Source organism: Pseudomonas sp. TE3895 (assembly GCF_056278855.1).
In genome coordinates, this window is the sequence record NZ_JBWBQE010000001.1 from 385,947 (window position 1) to 401,068 (window position 15,122).

Consider the following 15,122-nt stretch of genomic DNA (forward strand, 5'->3'; position numbering starts at 1 on the left):
AAACGAGGAAGTCATGCCCGAACGCACCCCGCTGGACCCCGTCACCGCCCGCTGGATCCCTTGGGTGGTGGCCATCGCCTTCTTCATGCAGTCCCTGGACGGCACCATCCTCAACACTGCCCTGCCGGCCATGGCCCGCTCGTTGGCCGAAGACCCCTTGCGCATGCAGGGTGTGATCATTGCCTACATGCTCACCGTGGCCCTGCTGATCCCTGCCTCAGGCTGGATCGCCGACCGTTTCGGCACCAAGCGCATCTTCTTCAGCGCTATCTTGCTGTTCAGCTTTGGCTCGCTGCTGTGCGCCGCAGCCAACAGCCTTGGCTTCCTGATCTTCGCCCGCGTGGTGCAGGGGCTGGGCGGTGCGCTGATGCTGCCGATCGGGCGGCTGGTGGTGCTGCGCGCCTACCCACGCAGCGAGCTGGTGCGGATCATGAGTTTCATCACCATCCCCGGCCTGCTCGGGCCATTGCTGGGGCCAACGGTCGGTGGCTGGCTGGTGGAAATCCTCAGCTGGCACTGGATCTTCCTGCTCAACCTGCCTGTCGGCCTGCTTGGCTGCATTGCCGTGTGGAAGTTCATCCCGGACTTGCGCGGCGCCGAGCGCACCACCTTCGACGGCCCTGGTTTCCTGCTGTTCGGCGCAGCGATGGTACTGATCACCATTGCCATGGAAGGCCTGGGCGAGCTGCACCTGCCGCACTTGCGGGTAATGTTGCTGCTGTTCGCTGGCATGGCCTGCCTGGCCGCGTACTGGCTGCGCGCCGGGCGCGACCCGGAGCCGCTGTTCTCGCCAAGCCTGTTCCGCGTGCGCACCTTCGCCATCGGCATCCTCGGCAACCTGTTCGCCCGCCTGGGCAGCGGCGCGCTGCCGTTCCTGGTGCCGTTGCTGCTGCAGGTTGCGCTGGGCTACTCACCCGCCCAGGCAGGCATGAGCATGATCCCGCTGGCGGCGGCGGCCATGCTGGCCAAATCCATTGCCCGACCGCTGATCGAACGGTTCGGCTATCGCATCATCCTCACCGGTAATACCTTGCTGCTGGGCATCCTGCTGGCAAGCCTGGGCCTGGTGGACGAGCAGACCCCTTATTGGCTGCTGTTGGTGCAACTTGGCCTTCTGGGGGCGGTGAACTCCATGCAGTTCACTGCGATGAACACAGTGACGCTCATCGATCTCGACGACGCCAGCGCCAGTAGCGGTAACAGCCTGCTGTCGGTGGTCGCGCAACTGTCGCTGAGCCTGGGTGTGGCCTGCGCCGGCGCACTGTTGGGCGGCTTTACTGCGGCAGGCAGCGCCGAGGGCGTGGAAACCACCCTGGGCGCGTTCCAGCTGACCTTCGTCACCATCGGTGTAATGGCCATGCTGGCAGCGGCGATCTTCCTGCAGCTGGCGCCGACGGACGGAAGGCGTGCCCGTCGTCCGGAACAACACATGGAGTCGTAGGGCGAATGGCCACGAGGCTGGTAGACTATGCGGCATTTTTCGCTTCGCACCGCAGGCCCGCCTCGTGACCACCGAATCCACCGCCTTTGCCACCTTGCCGCTGTCCACTGCCATGCTGGCCAACCTGGAAGCCCTTGGCTATGCCTCGATGACGCCGATCCAGGCCCAGAGCCTGCCTGTCATCCTCAAAGGCCAGGACCTGATCGCCCAGGCCAAGACCGGTAGCGGCAAGACTGCCGCCTTCGGCATCGGCCTGCTCAACCCGATCAACCCGCGCTATTTCGGCTGCCAGGCGTTGGTGCTCTGCCCTACCCGCGAACTCGCCGACCAGGTGGCCAAGGAGCTGCGCCGCCTGGCCCGTGCCGAGGACAACATCAAGATCCTGACCCTGTGCGGCGGCGTTTCGCTGGGCCCACAGATCGCTTCGCTGGAGCACGGTGCGCACATCATCGTCGGCACCCCAGGGCGCATCCAGCAGCATCTGGACAAAGGCACCCTGGTCCTGGACGGGTTGAACACCCTGGTGCTGGACGAAGCCGACCGCATGCTCGACATGGGCTTCTTCGACGCCATCGCCAGTATCATCGGCAAGACCCCGTCGCGCCGCCAGACCCTGCTGTTCTCGGCCACCTACCCGGCCGGCATCAAGCAACTGGCCGCCGACTTCATGCGCAACCCGCAGCAGGTCAAGGTCGAAAGCCTGCACACCGACAACCAGATCGAGCAGCGTTTCATCGAGATTGACCCGCAGCAACGCCTGGAAGCCGTCACCCGCGTGCTCGGCCACTACCGCCCGCAGTCGTGCGTAGCGTTCTGCTTCACCAAGCAGCAATGCGAGGACGTGGTTGCCCACCTGACCGCCAAGGGCATCGTCGCCCAGGCCCTGCACGGCGACCTGGAGCAGCGCGACCGTGACCAGGTGCTGACCATGTTCGCCAACCGCAGCAGCTCGGTGCTGGTGGCTACCGACGTGGCCGCGCGCGGCCTGGACATCGATGGCCTGGACATGGTCATCAACGTGGAGCTGGCGCGTGATGCCGAAATCCACGTGCACCGCGTGGGCCGTACCGGCCGCGCCGGCGAGAAAGGCGTTGCGGTCAGCCTGGTGGCACCGGCCGAAGGCCACCGCGCCCAGGCCATCGAAGCGCTGCAGAAGAGCCCGCTGCGCTGGGACCAGCTGGACAGCCTGAAAAACAAGGGCGGCGAGCCCCTGCTGCCGGTGATGACCACACTGTGCATTGCCGCTGGCCGCAAGGACAAGCTGCGCCCTGGCGACATCCTGGGGGCCTTGACCGGTGATGCCGGCATCCCGGGCAAGCAAGTGGGCAAGATCGCCATCTTCGACTTCCAGGCGTTTGTGGCCGTGGAGCGGGCGCTGGCCAAGCAGGCCATGCAGCGGCTGAACAGCGGCAAGATCAAGGGTCGCGCCCTGAAAGTCCGCATTCTCTAAAGCCAGGCAAAGCCCCCTGTAGGAGCGGGTTTACCCGCGAATACGGCAGTGAATGCACCATCGCATCGCGGGTGATCCCACTCCCACAGGGTTCAGCATTTCAATCTGAAGGTTCATACCGTGCACTCCACCGACGTGATCATCCTTGGCGCCGGCGCCGCCGGCCTGATGTGCGCCCAGCTCAGTGCCCGTCGCGGCCGCCGGGTGCTGCTGCTCGACCACGCCAACAAGCCAGGCAAGAAAATCCTCATGTCCGGCGGCGGGCGTTGCAACTTCACCAACCTGTACACCGAGCCGGCCAACTTCCTTTCGCACAACGCGCACTTCTGCAAGTCGGCCCTGGCCCGCTACACCCAGTGGGACTTCATCGAGCTGGTGTGCAAGCACGGCGTGGCGTACCACGAGAAGAAGCTCGGCCAGCTGTTCTGTGACAACAAGGCCAGCGACATCCTCGACATGCTGCTGGCCGAGTGCGACGAGGCCGGTGCCGAGATCCGCATGCACACCAGCATCGAACAGATCGAGAAGACCGAAAGCGGCTACCTGCTGCAGACCAGCGGCGGCCAGTTCGCCTGCCAGTCGCTGGTCATCGCCACCGGCGGCCTGTCGATCCCAACCCTGGGCGCCACCGGTTTCGGCTACCAGGTGGCCCGCCAGTTCGGCCACACCCTGCTGCCAACCCGCGCCGGGCTGGTGCCATTCACCATCACCGAGCCCCAACTCAAGGCGATGTGCACCGAGTTGTCCGGCACCTCGCTGGACTGCACCGCCAGCTGCAATGGCACCAGCTTCCGCGAAAACCTGCTGTTCACGCACCGCGGCCTGAGCGGCCCGGCAATCTTGCAGATCTCGTCGTTCTGGGAGGCCGGTGACACGGTCGAGATCAACCTGTTGCCCGACCGCGATGCGCTTTCCTGGCTGCAACAGATGCAGGCCGAGCGCGCCAATGCCGAACTGAAGACCGTGCTGGGCGAGGTGTTCACCCGCAAGCTGGCCAACTTGCTGGCCGAGCAGTGGTTCGAGTCGAAGCCGATGAAGCAGTACACCCCGGCGGAACTGGCGCACATCGCCGAAAAGCTGGCGAACTGGCAAGTGGTGCCAGCCGGCACCGAAGGCTACCGCACCGCCGAAGTGACCCTGGGCGGCGTGGATACCCGCGAGGTGTCGTCCAAGACCATGGAATCGCTGAAAAGCCCCGGCTTGTACTTCATCGGTGAAGTGCTGGATGTCACCGGCCACCTGGGCGGTTTCAACTTCCAGTGGGCTTGGGCATCGGCGAACGCCGCCGCGCAGTTCGTGTAGAGTAGAATCCTTTCAGCAGCACGGAACGCTTCTTGCTGGCCCGTGCTGCAGTGCATTCTTCGCTCACCGCCTGGCAGGCCATCATGTCATCGAGCTCGTTCCGTCAGTCACTGCGTCGCCTGTGGGGCCAAGACAAGTTCAGCTACAGCATCCGGGTCACCATTGCCCTTACCGGCAGCCTGGCCCTGTGCTGGTACCAGAACGAGATGGCCCTGCTGATTCCGCTGTTCCTCGGCATCATCGCCAGCGCCCTGGCCGAAACCGACGACAGCTGGCAGGGCCGCCTCAGCGCCCTGGCCGTTACCCTGGTGTGCTTCGCTATCGCTGCACTGGCAGTCGAGTTGCTGTTCCCCTACCCCTGGATCTTCGTCATTGCCCTGGCCCTGGCTGCCTTTGGCCTGACCATGCTAGGGGCGCTGGGCGAGCGCTACGGCGCCATCGCTTCGGCCACCTTGATCACTTCGGTCTACACCATGATCGGGGTGGACCAGCGCGGCGGCCAGGTCACCGATTTCTGGCACGAACCGCTGCTGCTGGTGGCAGGTGCGGCCTGGTACGGGCTGTTGTCGGTGCTGTGGCAGGCGCTGTTTTCCAACCAGCCGGTACAGCAGAGCCTGGCCAGACTGTTCTTCGAGCTGGGCAGCTACCTGAAGCTCAAGGCCAGCCTGTTTGAACCGGTCCGCACGCTCGACGTCGAGGCACGGCGCCTGGAACTGGCCCAGCAGAACGGCAAGGTGGTGGCCGCGCTGAACGCAGCCAAGGAGATCATCCTGCACCGGGTGGGCAACAGCCAACCAAACTCGAAGGTAAGCCGCTACCTCAAGCTGTACTTCCTGGCCCAGGATATCCACGAGCGTGTCAGTGCCTCGCACTACCCCTACAACGCGCTGACCGAGGCGTTTTTCCACAGCGACGTCATGTTCCGCTGCCAGCGCCTGTTGCGTAAACAGGGTTCATCCTGCCAGGAACTGGCCCGCTCGATCCGCCTGCGCCAACCGTTCGTGCTGGCCAGCGGTTATCCAGAAGCCCTCGAGGACCTCAACGCTTCGCTCGAACACCTGCGCATCCAGAGCAACCCGGCCTGGCGCGGCCTGTTGCGCTCACTGCGGGCACTCGCCGCCAACCTGGCAACACTGGACCGCCTGCTCAGTGCCGCCAGCAACCCGGATAGCCTGGCCGACGCCAGCGACAGCAGCCTGCTCGACCGCTCGCCACACTCGCTGAAGGACGTGTGGACGCGCCTGCGCACTCAGCTCACACCGACTTCGCTGTTGTTCCGCCATGCCTTGCGCCTGCCGCTGGCGTTGTCGATCGGCTATGGCATGGTGCACCTGATTCACCCGACCCAGGGCTACTGGATCATCCTCACCACGCTGTTCGTGTGCCAGCCCAACTACGGGGCCACGCGGCGCAAGCTGGTGCAGCGAATCTTCGGCACTGCCGTTGGCCTGACAGTGGGCTGGGCCTTGTTCGACCTGTTCCCCAACCCAGTCATCCAGTCGTTGTTCGCCGTGGTTGCCGGGGTGGTGTTCTTCGTCAACCGCACCACCCGCTACACCCTGGCCACTGCCGCGATCACCCTGATGGTGCTGTTCTGCTTCAACCAGATCGGCGATGGCTACGGCCTGTTCCTGCCACGCCTGTTCGATACGCTGGTGGGCAGCCTGATTGCCATTCTTGCAGTGTTCCTGTTCCTGCCTGACTGGCAGGGCCGACGGCTGAACAAGGCGCTGGCCAATACCCTGGCCTGCGCCAGCGTGTACCTGCGCCAGATCATGCAGCAGTATGCCCACGGCAAGCGCGACGACCTAGCCTACCGCCTGGCCCGGCGCAATGCCCACAACGCTGACGCGGCGCTGTCCACCACCTTGGCCAACATGCTGATGGAGCCGGGGCATTTCCGTAAGGAGGCCGACGTTGGCTTTCGTTTCCTGGTGCTGTCGCACACGTTGCTCAGCTACCTCTCGGGATTAGGCGCGCACCGCGACACGGCGTTGCCAGCAGAGGTGCAGGAGCAGTTGATCGAAGGCGCCGGGCAAAGCCTGGCCAGCAGCCTGGACGAAATTGCCAACGGCCTGGCCGCACGGCTGCCGGTGGCGATTCACAGTGATACCGAAGAGGCGTTGGCCAATGCCCTGGAGCAGATGCCGGAAGATCTGGATGAGCATCAGCGGCTGGTGCAGACGCAACTGGCGTTGATATGCCGCCAGCTGGGGCCACTGCGGACCCTGGCGGCACACCTGATCAAGGAGAATGCCCCGGCCTGATCGTTTTAGTGCCTGTGCTCAAAAGCCATACTGACGCAGCAGCCGGGCATAGCTGCCATCGGCCTTCATCGCCGCTATCGCCTGCTCGAAGCGCTCGACGATCCGCTTGTGCTCCGGGTGCTTCAGGCTGACCAGAATATGCAGGGTGTTCTCCCCCAGCGGCGGATCCACCAGCATCACCCCATCACGCACATCCTGCGGCTCACGCTGCAGGTTGTAGCGGGCCACGTACTCGTCTTCCACCGCCAGGCTTACCCGCCCTGCCGCCAACATGCGTACCGCAGAAGAAAAGTTGCGCACCGGCACTTTGTGCAGACGGGGATCCCCGTCGAATTCCGGTGAATAGGCGTAATCACGCACTACGGCAATGCTATAGGCATAAAGGTCAGACAGACGCTTGTAGCTAAACGCCTCGCCCTTACGCTGCAGCAGGCGAATACGATTACTCAGGTAGGCGTTGGAAAACTGCCCGATACTGGCGCGCGAGTCGTTGTACCAGGCATTGATCAGCACGTCGTAGCGCCCTTCACCTACCCCCAGCAACGCACGCGCCCACGGCACCTCTTCATAGCCGCTGGCGTAGCCGGCACGCGCCAGTGCCGTGGTAACGATGCTGGTCGCAAGGCCGCCGCCCGGCATCTTGGCATCGGTGAACGGTGGCCAGTTGTCGGCCACCAGGCGTAGCTTGGCGTGACCCGGGGAAGGTGTTGCCAGCATCGTTGCCAGTAAACCCAGAACACAAAGCAGTGGCCGCATGCTCACGTCCTTTCGCAATGGAGGGCAACACTGCCAGTGAGATTACACAAAGCGCTTGCCGAGGGCAGCGGCCAATAGTGTCATTTAGCCTCTATTTTGGCCGAAGCACGTGCAGCATGCGATGATCGAGCCTCATCCAAGGAGTTCGTGCCCATGTCAATCGACTGGCTCTGCAAGCACCACACCGACCTCGGCAAGGAGCAGCTCTATGCCATTTTGCAGCTACGCACTGAAGTACTCGTGGTGGAGCAGCGCCACGCCTACCAGGAAGTCGATGGTCAGGACCTGACTGGCGATACCTTGCACCTCATGGCCTGGCAGGAAGACAAGCTGGTGGCCTACCTGCGCCTGCTGGATCCGCAGTCACAAGGTGGGGATGTGGTGATCGGACGAGTGGTGACATCACCGCAGGCGCGAGGTTTGCAGCTCGACGAAAGCTTGCTGCTCAAGGGGCTGGAAGCGGCGGAGCATTGTTGGCCGGGGGTGCCGGTTTATCTGTCGGCTCCGGCGCATTTACAGGCGTTTTATGCCCGCCATGGGTTTGCGGTGGTGGGCGAGGAGTCTTTGGAGAACGGCATCGCGTCCATTGGAATGCGCAAGGGATGAGCCCACCCTGTGCGGGCTTTGCACATCAGGGGTAACCCAGCACTTCGCGGATCTGCCGCAAGTGACGGATGATCCACTGCTTGTCGATCGCCCCCCAGTCATGAATGCGATAATGCCCGGCGTGGTTGCGTGCGCCTTCCTGCTGTTCGAACTCGCAGACGATGTCCAGGTCGGCCAGCGCGGCGATAGTGTCCTGGGCTGTGCGACGGGGCATGCCGGTGGCCTCCATCAGGGCGGGCACGCTGGTCGCGGTCTGGCTATCGATCAGCCAGGCCACGTACAGGCGGCGGTAGAAGCTGCTCTTGGTCTTGCTCACTTCCATGCTGCATGTTCCTTAGAGGTTGCCCGGCAGCTCCCGGTAGGTCAGGTAGACGCGCAGGTCGAATTCCAGTTGGTGATAGTCCGGCTCCATGTGCTGGCAGAGCTGGTAGAACGCTTTGTTGTGATCTCGCTCGCGCAGGTGCGCCAACTCGTGCACAACAATCATGCGCAAGAACTGTGGCGCGGCCTCCTTGAACAGCGAGGCAATGCGGATTTCCTTCTTCGCCTTGAGCTTGCCGCCCTGCACCCGCGACACCGCCGTGTTCAAGCCCAGGGCCCGATGCGTCAGATCGAGGCGGCTGTCGAACAATACCTTGTCCAGGTTTGGCGCACTTCGCAGGTACTGTTGGCGCAAATCCTGGGCATAGCCATACAGCGCCTTGTCGTTTTGCACGTCATGGCGGTCAGGGTAACGGCGCTGCAGGTATTCACCCAGGCGGTCGCTGTCGATCATCTGCCGCACCTGCGCCTGCAGGTGCGGGGGGTAGGCTTGCAAGTAACGTAGTACGGTCATGGCGCTGTATTCGGCGTAACGAATGCCGATTCTAGCCAATCACGGCCCTGGCCAGGAGAAAATTGCCGGGAAGCCGCTAGCGTCAGCAGCGGTCATCGGATAAGCCACCAGGAAACCCTGAACGTATTCGCAACCATTGGCCTTGAGCCAGGCTGCCTGCGCCGGGGTCTCCACCCCCTCGGCGATCACCGTGATACGGTAGTCGGCGCACAAGCCGATCACGCTGCGAACCAACGCAGCATCTACCGCCGAATCGGGCAGACGTGCCACCAGATGACGGTCGAGCTTGAGGGTGTCGATAGGCAGGTCGCGCAGCATGCGCAACGAACAGTCACCCGCACCAAAGTCATCCAGGGCCACCCTCACGCCCAGCCCACGCAAGCGGTGTATCTGTTTGACGGCCGCGTCGATGTTATACATCAGCGACGTTTCCGCCACTTCCACCTCCAACTGCGTCGGGACAAGCTGGTAAAGCTGGATGACCCGTTGCAGTTCTTCGACCAGGCCAGGCATGACGAACTGCGCGCGGCTCAGGCTGATGCCGAGTACAAGGTCCGGCGGAAACCTGTCGTACCAGGCCTGCCGCTGCGCGGCCCCCTGGCGGTAGATCCAGCTGGCCAGGCGATTGATCAGCCGCGCTTCTTCCAGCAACGGGATGAACAGCCCCGGCGGCACATCGCCAACGCTGGGGTGCTGCCAGCGCAGCAAGGCCTCGAAACCACGCAGGCGGCCATCGTGGAAGGCGACCTGTGGCTGGTACACCAAGGTAAAGTCCTGCTGCTCGATGGCCATGCGCACGCTGTCCTCGAGCATCAATCGCGAGCGCGCCCGTCCGTTGAGTTCCTGGTCGTAGAAGCGGTATTGCTGACGCCCCGCTTGCTTGGCTGCGTACATCGCTGCATCGGCCGAACGCAGCAGGCCTTCGACATTGGCGCCACAGTCCGGGTAGGTGGCAATGCCGATGCTGACCCCAAGGCACACATCGAGCCCGTCTACCTCATGGCTGATGGAAACACGTTCGAGCAACCGTTCGGCAAAACGCCCGGCCTGCTCCGGGTAGGGCAAGCTGTCAAACAGTGCAGTGAACTCATCACCGCCCATACGCGCCAGCAAGGCCTCACTGCCCAGGCAGTCCTTGAGCTGCTCGGCCACCCAGCGCAACACCCGGTCGCCCGCGTCGTGGCCGAGCGAGTCGTTGATGCGCTTGAAGCCATCCAGGTCCATGTACATCAGCGCCTGCGCCTTGTCCGAGCGCTCGTTGCGCAACAGAGCACCTTCAGCCGCCTGGTAGAAACCACGGCGGTTGAGCAGGCCGGTGAGCGGGTCAGTAATGGCCTGGTATTCCAGCTGCTGGTGCAAGTTACGCACTACCGACATGTCCAGCACGGTCACCACCATGGCCTGTTGGTCGGCCGGCAACGGCGCACAGGACAGCGCCACCGGCACAAGCTCCCCCCCTTGGGTCCGCAGTTGGGCATCGTGTACGCGGAAGATCTGCCGCCCCTGGTAGGCCTTGTAGAAGTCCGACTCGCGCCACAGGCTGGTACTGGTCAGTTGCACAACGTCGAGCAATTGGGTGCCCTGCAATTGTTGCACCGGTGCCGCCAGCAAACGGGAAATGGCCGGATTGGCAAAACTGATGATGCCATGGGCATCAACCACCAGAATGCCTTCGGCGGCATTTTCCAGGATGGACGCATTGAATGCCCTGGCCGTCTCCAGCTCGCGACTCAGCTGCTGCAGCATGCGCCGGTTGCGCTGCTGGTCGAGCAGCGCCTGGACCTTGGGCTTGAGTATTTGCGGGTCGAACGGTTTGAACATGTAGTCCACGGCGCCGCTGGCGTAGCCTTTGAGCACGGCCGCGTCGGACTGTTCGTTGGCGGTGAGGAAAATGATCGGGGTCAGTCGGGTACGCTGATTGCCGCGCATCAGCCGGGCGACTTCAAAGCCGTCCATTTCCGGCATCTGTACATCCATCAACACCAGGTCGACTTCGTACTCAAGCAACGCGCTCAAGGCTTCTATCCCAGAGCTTGCCGTCAATACTTGCCAATCCTGCCGGGCTAGCAAGGCCCGCATGCTGATGAGGTTCTCGGGGTAGTCGTCTACCACCAGAAGAACTGAGCTGCCATCCAGTGGCTGCTGCTGTTGAGGGTGAGCGCCATCCATGCTGCTTCTCTGTTATGTGACCGACTTCAAAATACGGTTGGATCCATTAGTACTCTAGACCTGAGGCTGCAACACGCAATGCAATCAGAACGCTATCAATGGTCAAACTGTACGGTAGCCGACTAACGGTCGGTCTGCCGGAATTATGTACAGGTTTCCATCGCCCATAAAAAAACCCGCATCGCTGCGGGTTTTTCAGGGTTACCTGTCGATCAGTTGACCTTGGCGGCCAGCTCACCTTTCAGGTAGCGCTGGTACATACCGTCCAAAGAGATCGGCTTGATCTTCGAAGCATTGCCCGCGGTGCCGAAGGCTTCATAACGTGCGATGCACACGTCGCGCATGGCCTTGATGGTTTCACCGAAGAACTTGCGTGGGTCGAACTCGCTCGGGTTCTGCGCCATCAGACGGCGCATGGCACCGGTAGAGGCCAGACGCAGGTCGGTATCGATGTTGACCTTGCGCACGCCGTGCTTGATGCCTTCAACGATTTCTTCGACCGGTACACCGTAGGTTTCTTTGATGTCGCCGCCGTACTGGTTGATGATCGCCAGCCACTCTTGCGGTACCGAGGACGAACCGTGCATCACCAGGTGGGTGTTGGGGATGCGCTTGTGGATTTCCTTGATGCGATCGATGGCCAGCACGTCACCGGTTGGTGGCTTGGTGAACTTGTAGGCACCGTGGCTGGTACCGATGGCGATCGCCAGGGCGTCGACCTGGGTCTTCTTGACGAAGTCGGCGGCTTCTTCCGGGTCGGTCAGCATCTGGCTGTGATCCAGCACGCCTTCGGCGCCGATCCCGTCTTCTTCACCGGCCATGCCGGTTTCCAGCGAACCCAGGCAGCCCAGCTCGCCTTCAACCGAAACGCCGCAGGCGTGAGCCATGGCAACGGTCTGCTGGGTAACGCGGACGTTGTACTCGTAGTCGGTCGGGGTCTTGCCGTCTTCACCCAGCGAACCGTCCATCATGACCGAGCTGAAGCCCAGTTGGATCGAGCGCTGGCAGACGTCAGGGCTGGTACCGTGGTCCTGGTGCATGCACACCGGGATGTGCGGGAACTCTTCGATGGCAGCCAGGATCAGGTGGCGCAGGAATGGCGCACCCGCGTATTTGCGGGCACCGGCCGAAGCCTGAACGATCACCGGGGAGTCGGTCTTGTCGGCCGCTTCCATGATGGCGCGCATCTGCTCGAGGTTGTTGACGTTGAAAGCTGGTACGCCGTAGCCAAACTCGGCGGCGTGGTCCAGCATCTGGCGCATGCTAATGAGTGCCATTGTGTATCTCTCTCCCGACAAGCGTCGTTTGTTTCGTGCAAGCCTGCCGCAGGGGCGGTTGCTGTTCAAGTAGTGTGGGCCACCCTCGCGGCCCGGCCAGTCACGGTGCCTTGCAGCCCCGCCCAATCAGATCGTTGGTTGCCACCCAGTACACCAGGCCTTCTTCGCCCTTGGTGTGGAAGGCCAGCATGCCATCGCTGTACAGCGCACCCGAGGCACCCGGTTCAGCCTTGAGCCGGTACACCTGGTCGCCGCCGCCAAGGCGCACGTCAACCTGGTCACGTTGCGCATCGGCGAAGCGCCAAAGCACCTCAGCCTGGGTGTCGCAGACCCAACGGGTCCAGTTGTCTGCCGGGGCCGGTTGCGCCGGCTGCAGCAGTGAGCATCCTGCCAGTGTCGCCAGGGCCGTCACGGCCAAAAGCGCTTTCATTCAGTTTCCTCGATTTGGGGCTGCTGTGCAGCCCTTCCTCAAGACCACAAATCAACGTTCAGGTTGCCTATTACCCGATCAAGGGCAACCCGGCGCCTTGCGCTGGTGGTCTTCGTCGTACTTTTCCAGGCCTTCCGGGCCCACGCGCTTGCCGATGACCGGCACAGTCTCGGCCTGCCAGTCGGACTGATAGCAACCGCCCTTGTGCGACTGCGCCGGGTCGGCATCCGAGGCCGGGCTGCCCGCGCAAGCGCTCAGCAGACCGGCCAGCATCATCACAGGCAATTGTTTGACCACCAGGCCACTCCCTTTGCCAAGCGCCGACGTCATCAGGCCTTGGCCCGCTCTTCCAGGATTGCCACAGCTGGCAGGACCTTGCCCTCGACGAACTCGAGGAAGGCGCCACCACCGGTAGAAATGTAGGAGATTTCCTTGCTGACGCCATATTTGTCGATGGCTGCCAGGGTGTCACCGCCACCGGCGATGGAGAATGCGGCGCTGTCGGCGATGGCCTTGGCCAGTACCTTGGTGCCGTTGCCGAACTGATCGAATTCGAACACGCCCACCGGGCCGTTCCACAGAATGGTTTTCGACGATTTCAGCAGCTCGGCGAAGTTGGCCGCGGTTTGCGGGCCGATGTCCAGAATCATGTCGTCGGCAGCAACGTCGGCGATGGCCTTGACGGTGGCTTCGGCGGTCTCGGCAAACTCCTTGGCAACCACCACATCAACTGGCAGCGGCACGCTGACCTTGGCAGCAATGGCCTTGGCGGTGTCGACCAGGTCAGGCTCGTACAGCGACTTGCCCACCGGGTGGCCAGCAGCGGCCAGGAAGGTGTTGGCAATACCGCCACCGACGATCAGCTGGTCGCAAACACTGCTCAGGCTGTTCAGCACGTCCAGTTTGGTGGAAACCTTGGAGCCGGCAACGATGGCCGCCATTGGTTTGGCCGGGGCCTTCAGGGCCTTGCCCAGGGCGTCCAGTTCGGCAGCCAGCAGCGGGCCTGCAGCAGCGACTTTGGCAAACTTGGCTACACCGTGAGTGGAACCCTCGGCGCGGTGGGCGGTGCCGAAGGCGTCCATGACGAACACGTCACACAGGGCAGCGTACTTCTGCGCCAGCTCGTCGGCGTTCTTTTTCTCGCCCTTGTTGAAGCGCACGTTCTCGAACAGCACCAGTTCACCGGCCTGTACCGCGACACCGTCCAGATAGTCGGCAACCAGCGGCACGTCACGGCCCAGAGCCTTGCTCAGGTAATCGGCGACCGGCTTGAGGCTGTTCTCGGCAGAGAATTCGCCTTCGGTCGGGCGGCCCAGGTGAGAGCAGACCATTACCGCTGCGCCCTTCTCCAGGGCCAGCTTGATGGTCGGCAGCGCTGCCAGGATACGCGCGTCGCTGGCTACCACACCGTCCTTCACAGGCACGTTGAGGTCTTCGCGGATCAGTACGCGTTTACCTTGCAGGTCGAGGTCGGTCATCTTCAACACGGTCATGAATGCAGTCCTTCAGGGCTGTTTGTTGCGGGTTGGGTGAACGACGTGCAGAAAGTGTTCGGCAACGTCGAGCATACGGTTGGCAAAACCCCATTCGTTGTCGAACCAGGCCAGCAGGTTTACCAGGCGGGGGCCGGAAACACGCGTCTGGCTGGCATCGACGATCGCCGAATGCGGGTCATGGTTGAAATCACAGCTGGCGTGCGGCAGCTCGGTGTAAGCCAGCAAGCCTTTAAGCGGACCGTCCAGCGCAGCCTCGCGCAGCACTCGGTTGACTTCGGCCGCACTGGTGTCGCGGGCGGTCTGCAGGGTGATGTCCAGGCACGAGACGTTGACGGTCGGTACACGTACCGCTTTGGCCTGGATTCGCCCGGCAAGTTCCGGAAGCAGGCGCTCGATGCCACGCGCCAGGCCAGTGGACACGGGAATCACCGACTGGAAGGCCGAACGCGTGCGGCGCAGGTCTTCGTGGTGATAGGCATCGATCACCGGCTGGTCGTTCATCGCCGAGTGGATGGTGGTGATCTGCACATATTCGATGCCAAACGCCTGGTCCAGCACACGCAGCAGCGGCACGCCGCAGTTAGTGGTGCACGAGGCGTTGGACACCAGGCGCTCGCTGCCGGTAAGGCAGGCCTGGTTGATGCCGTAGACCACCGTGGCGTCAACGTCGGCCTCGCTGGCCATGGGCTGCGAGAACAGCACCCTTGGCGCACCGGCGTCGAGGAAACGCTGGCCATCGGCACGGGTGTTATAGGCACCGGAACACTCCAGCACCAGGTCGATGCCCAGCGCAGCCCAGTCGATGCCTTCGGGGGTGGCACTGCGCATTACCTTCACGCAATCGCCATTGATGTGCAGACAGTCGCCGTCGACCTTGACCTCGCCGGGAAAACGCCCGTGGGTGGAGTCGAAGCGTGTCAGGTATTCCAGGCTGGCCTGATCGGCCAGATCGTTCAGCGCGACGATCTCGAAACCGGCCTTTGCCCCCCGCTCGAACAGCGCGCGCAGGACACAGCGGCCGATACGGCCATAACCGTTGAGTGCAACTTTGTAGGGACGCGGGTGGGGCATTGGTTGGCTCGCTAACGCATGA

At 62.9% G+C, this 15,122-nt stretch carries 14 protein-coding genes; 5 read left to right on the forward strand and 9 right to left on the reverse strand.

From position 1 onward, the window contains the following. Positions 1-13: 13 nt before the first annotated feature. The 4 genes from mdtD to yccS all read left to right on the forward strand — a co-directional run bounded on the left by mdtD (position 14) and on the right by yccS (position 6,460). Positions 14-1,441: a multidrug transporter subunit MdtD gene (gene mdtD, locus ACZ889_RS01705; RefSeq protein WP_476257141.1), complete on the forward strand. Its 1,428-nt coding sequence runs from the start codon at positions 14-16 to the stop codon at positions 1,439-1,441. A gap of 112 nt (positions 1,442-1,553) precedes the next feature. Beyond that, a complete protein-coding gene (gene dbpA / locus ACZ889_RS01710) occupies positions 1,554-2,891 on the forward strand; it encodes an ATP-dependent RNA helicase DbpA (RefSeq protein ID WP_230623076.1) in 1,338 nt (445 codons plus the stop codon). A 120-nt stretch (positions 2,892-3,011) separates the two neighbouring features. Then, positions 3,012-4,193 (forward strand): aminoacetone oxidase family FAD-binding enzyme, encoded by a 1,182-nt coding sequence (locus ACZ889_RS01715; RefSeq protein ID WP_161774346.1) that lies wholly within the window; start codon positions 3,012-3,014, stop codon positions 4,191-4,193. 83 nt (positions 4,194-4,276) lie between these two features. Further along, on the forward strand, positions 4,277-6,460 hold the full coding sequence (gene yccS / locus ACZ889_RS01720) for a YccS family putative transporter (RefSeq protein ID WP_180690084.1): 2,184 nt from the start codon (positions 4,277-4,279) through the stop codon (positions 6,458-6,460). An 18-nt stretch (positions 6,461-6,478) separates the two neighbouring features. Here the strand turns inward: yccS and ACZ889_RS01725 are convergent, their stop codons facing one another. Further along, positions 6,479-7,216: a substrate-binding periplasmic protein gene (locus ACZ889_RS01725; protein WP_180689161.1), complete on the reverse strand. Its 738-nt coding sequence runs from the start codon at positions 7,214-7,216 to the stop codon at positions 6,479-6,481. A gap of 153 nt (positions 7,217-7,369) precedes the next feature. Between ACZ889_RS01725 and ACZ889_RS01730 the strand changes: the two genes are divergently transcribed. Beyond that, positions 7,370-7,822, forward strand: coding sequence for a GNAT family N-acetyltransferase (locus ACZ889_RS01730; protein ID WP_014859623.1), 453 nt, complete (start codon positions 7,370-7,372; stop codon positions 7,820-7,822). Between the two features lie 25 nt (positions 7,823-7,847). On the opposite strand, the gene ACZ889_RS01735 is transcribed toward ACZ889_RS01730, so the two are convergent. From ACZ889_RS01735 to epd, 8 genes are all read right to left on the reverse strand, one after another. Next, positions 7,848-8,144: a winged helix-turn-helix domain-containing protein gene (locus ACZ889_RS01735; RefSeq protein WP_003249396.1), complete on the reverse strand. Its 297-nt coding sequence runs from the start codon at positions 8,142-8,144 to the stop codon at positions 7,848-7,850. Positions 8,145-8,156: 12 nt separating this feature from the next. After that, the gene (locus ACZ889_RS01740; RefSeq protein WP_004576612.1) at positions 8,157-8,657 is read right to left on the reverse strand and encodes a M48 metallopeptidase family protein; all 501 of its coding nucleotides are present in this window, start codon (positions 8,655-8,657) and stop codon (positions 8,157-8,159) included. A 39-nt stretch (positions 8,658-8,696) separates the two neighbouring features. After that, on the reverse strand, positions 8,697-10,826 hold the full coding sequence (locus ACZ889_RS01745; RefSeq protein ID WP_476257142.1) for a putative bifunctional diguanylate cyclase/phosphodiesterase: 2,130 nt from the start codon (positions 10,824-10,826) through the stop codon (positions 8,697-8,699). A gap of 212 nt (positions 10,827-11,038) precedes the next feature. Beyond that, positions 11,039-12,103, reverse strand: coding sequence for a class II fructose-bisphosphate aldolase (gene fba / locus ACZ889_RS01750; RefSeq protein ID WP_003249389.1), 1,065 nt, complete (start codon positions 12,101-12,103; stop codon positions 11,039-11,041). A gap of 100 nt (positions 12,104-12,203) precedes the next feature. Then, positions 12,204-12,533 carry an MliC family protein gene (locus ACZ889_RS01755; protein WP_004576614.1) on the reverse strand — a complete coding sequence of 110 codons (330 nt, stop codon included), beginning with the start codon at positions 12,531-12,533 and terminating at the stop codon, positions 12,204-12,206. A gap of 78 nt (positions 12,534-12,611) precedes the next feature. After that, positions 12,612-12,863, reverse strand: a complete 252-nt coding sequence (locus ACZ889_RS01760) for a hypothetical protein (RefSeq protein WP_003249384.1) — start codon at positions 12,861-12,863, stop codon at positions 12,612-12,614. Further along, a complete protein-coding gene (locus ACZ889_RS01765; protein WP_003249382.1) occupies positions 12,863-14,026 on the reverse strand; it encodes a phosphoglycerate kinase in 1,164 nt (387 codons plus the stop codon). Before ACZ889_RS01765 ends, ACZ889_RS01760 begins: the two co-directional genes overlap by 1 nt. Positions 14,027-14,038: 12 nt before the next feature. After that, positions 14,039-15,100: an erythrose-4-phosphate dehydrogenase gene (gene epd / locus ACZ889_RS01770; RefSeq protein WP_180689159.1), complete on the reverse strand. Its 1,062-nt coding sequence runs from the start codon at positions 15,098-15,100 to the stop codon at positions 14,039-14,041. Positions 15,101-15,122: the final 22 nt, after the last annotated feature.

What these genes read in the sequence shown, in the direction of transcription:
- mdtD (WP_476257141.1), top strand. Translation starts at nt 14, where the DNA reads ATGCCCGAACGCACCCCGCTGGACCCCGTCACCGCCCGCTGGATCCCT.
- dbpA (WP_230623076.1), top strand. Translation starts at nt 1,554, where the DNA reads ATGCTGGCCAACCTGGAAGCCCTTGGCTATGCCTCGATGACGCCGATC.
- yccS (WP_180690084.1), top strand. Translation starts at nt 4,277, where the DNA reads ATGTCATCGAGCTCGTTCCGTCAGTCACTGCGTCGCCTGTGGGGCCAA.
- ACZ889_RS01725 (WP_180689161.1), bottom strand. Translation starts at nt 7,216, where the DNA reads ATGCGGCCACTGCTTTGTGTTCTGGGTTTACTGGCAACGATGCTGGCA.
- ACZ889_RS01730 (WP_014859623.1), top strand. Translation starts at nt 7,370, where the DNA reads ATGTCAATCGACTGGCTCTGCAAGCACCACACCGACCTCGGCAAGGAG.
- ACZ889_RS01735 (WP_003249396.1), bottom strand. Translation starts at nt 8,144, where the DNA reads ATGGAAGTGAGCAAGACCAAGAGCAGCTTCTACCGCCGCCTGTACGTG.
- ACZ889_RS01740 (WP_004576612.1), bottom strand. Translation starts at nt 8,657, where the DNA reads ATGACCGTACTACGTTACTTGCAAGCCTACCCCCCGCACCTGCAGGCG.
- ACZ889_RS01745 (WP_476257142.1), bottom strand. Translation starts at nt 10,826, where the DNA reads ATGGATGGCGCTCACCCTCAACAGCAGCAGCCACTGGATGGCAGCTCA.
- fba (WP_003249389.1), bottom strand. Translation starts at nt 12,103, where the DNA reads ATGGCACTCATTAGCATGCGCCAGATGCTGGACCACGCCGCCGAGTTT.
- ACZ889_RS01755 (WP_004576614.1), bottom strand. Translation starts at nt 12,533, where the DNA reads ATGAAAGCGCTTTTGGCCGTGACGGCCCTGGCGACACTGGCAGGATGC.
- ACZ889_RS01760 (WP_003249384.1), bottom strand. Translation starts at nt 12,863, where the DNA reads ATGACGTCGGCGCTTGGCAAAGGGAGTGGCCTGGTGGTCAAACAATTG.
- ACZ889_RS01765 (WP_003249382.1), bottom strand. Translation starts at nt 14,026, where the DNA reads ATGACCGTGTTGAAGATGACCGACCTCGACCTGCAAGGTAAACGCGTA.
- epd (WP_180689159.1), bottom strand. Translation starts at nt 15,100, where the DNA reads ATGCCCCACCCGCGTCCCTACAAAGTTGCACTCAACGGTTATGGCCGT.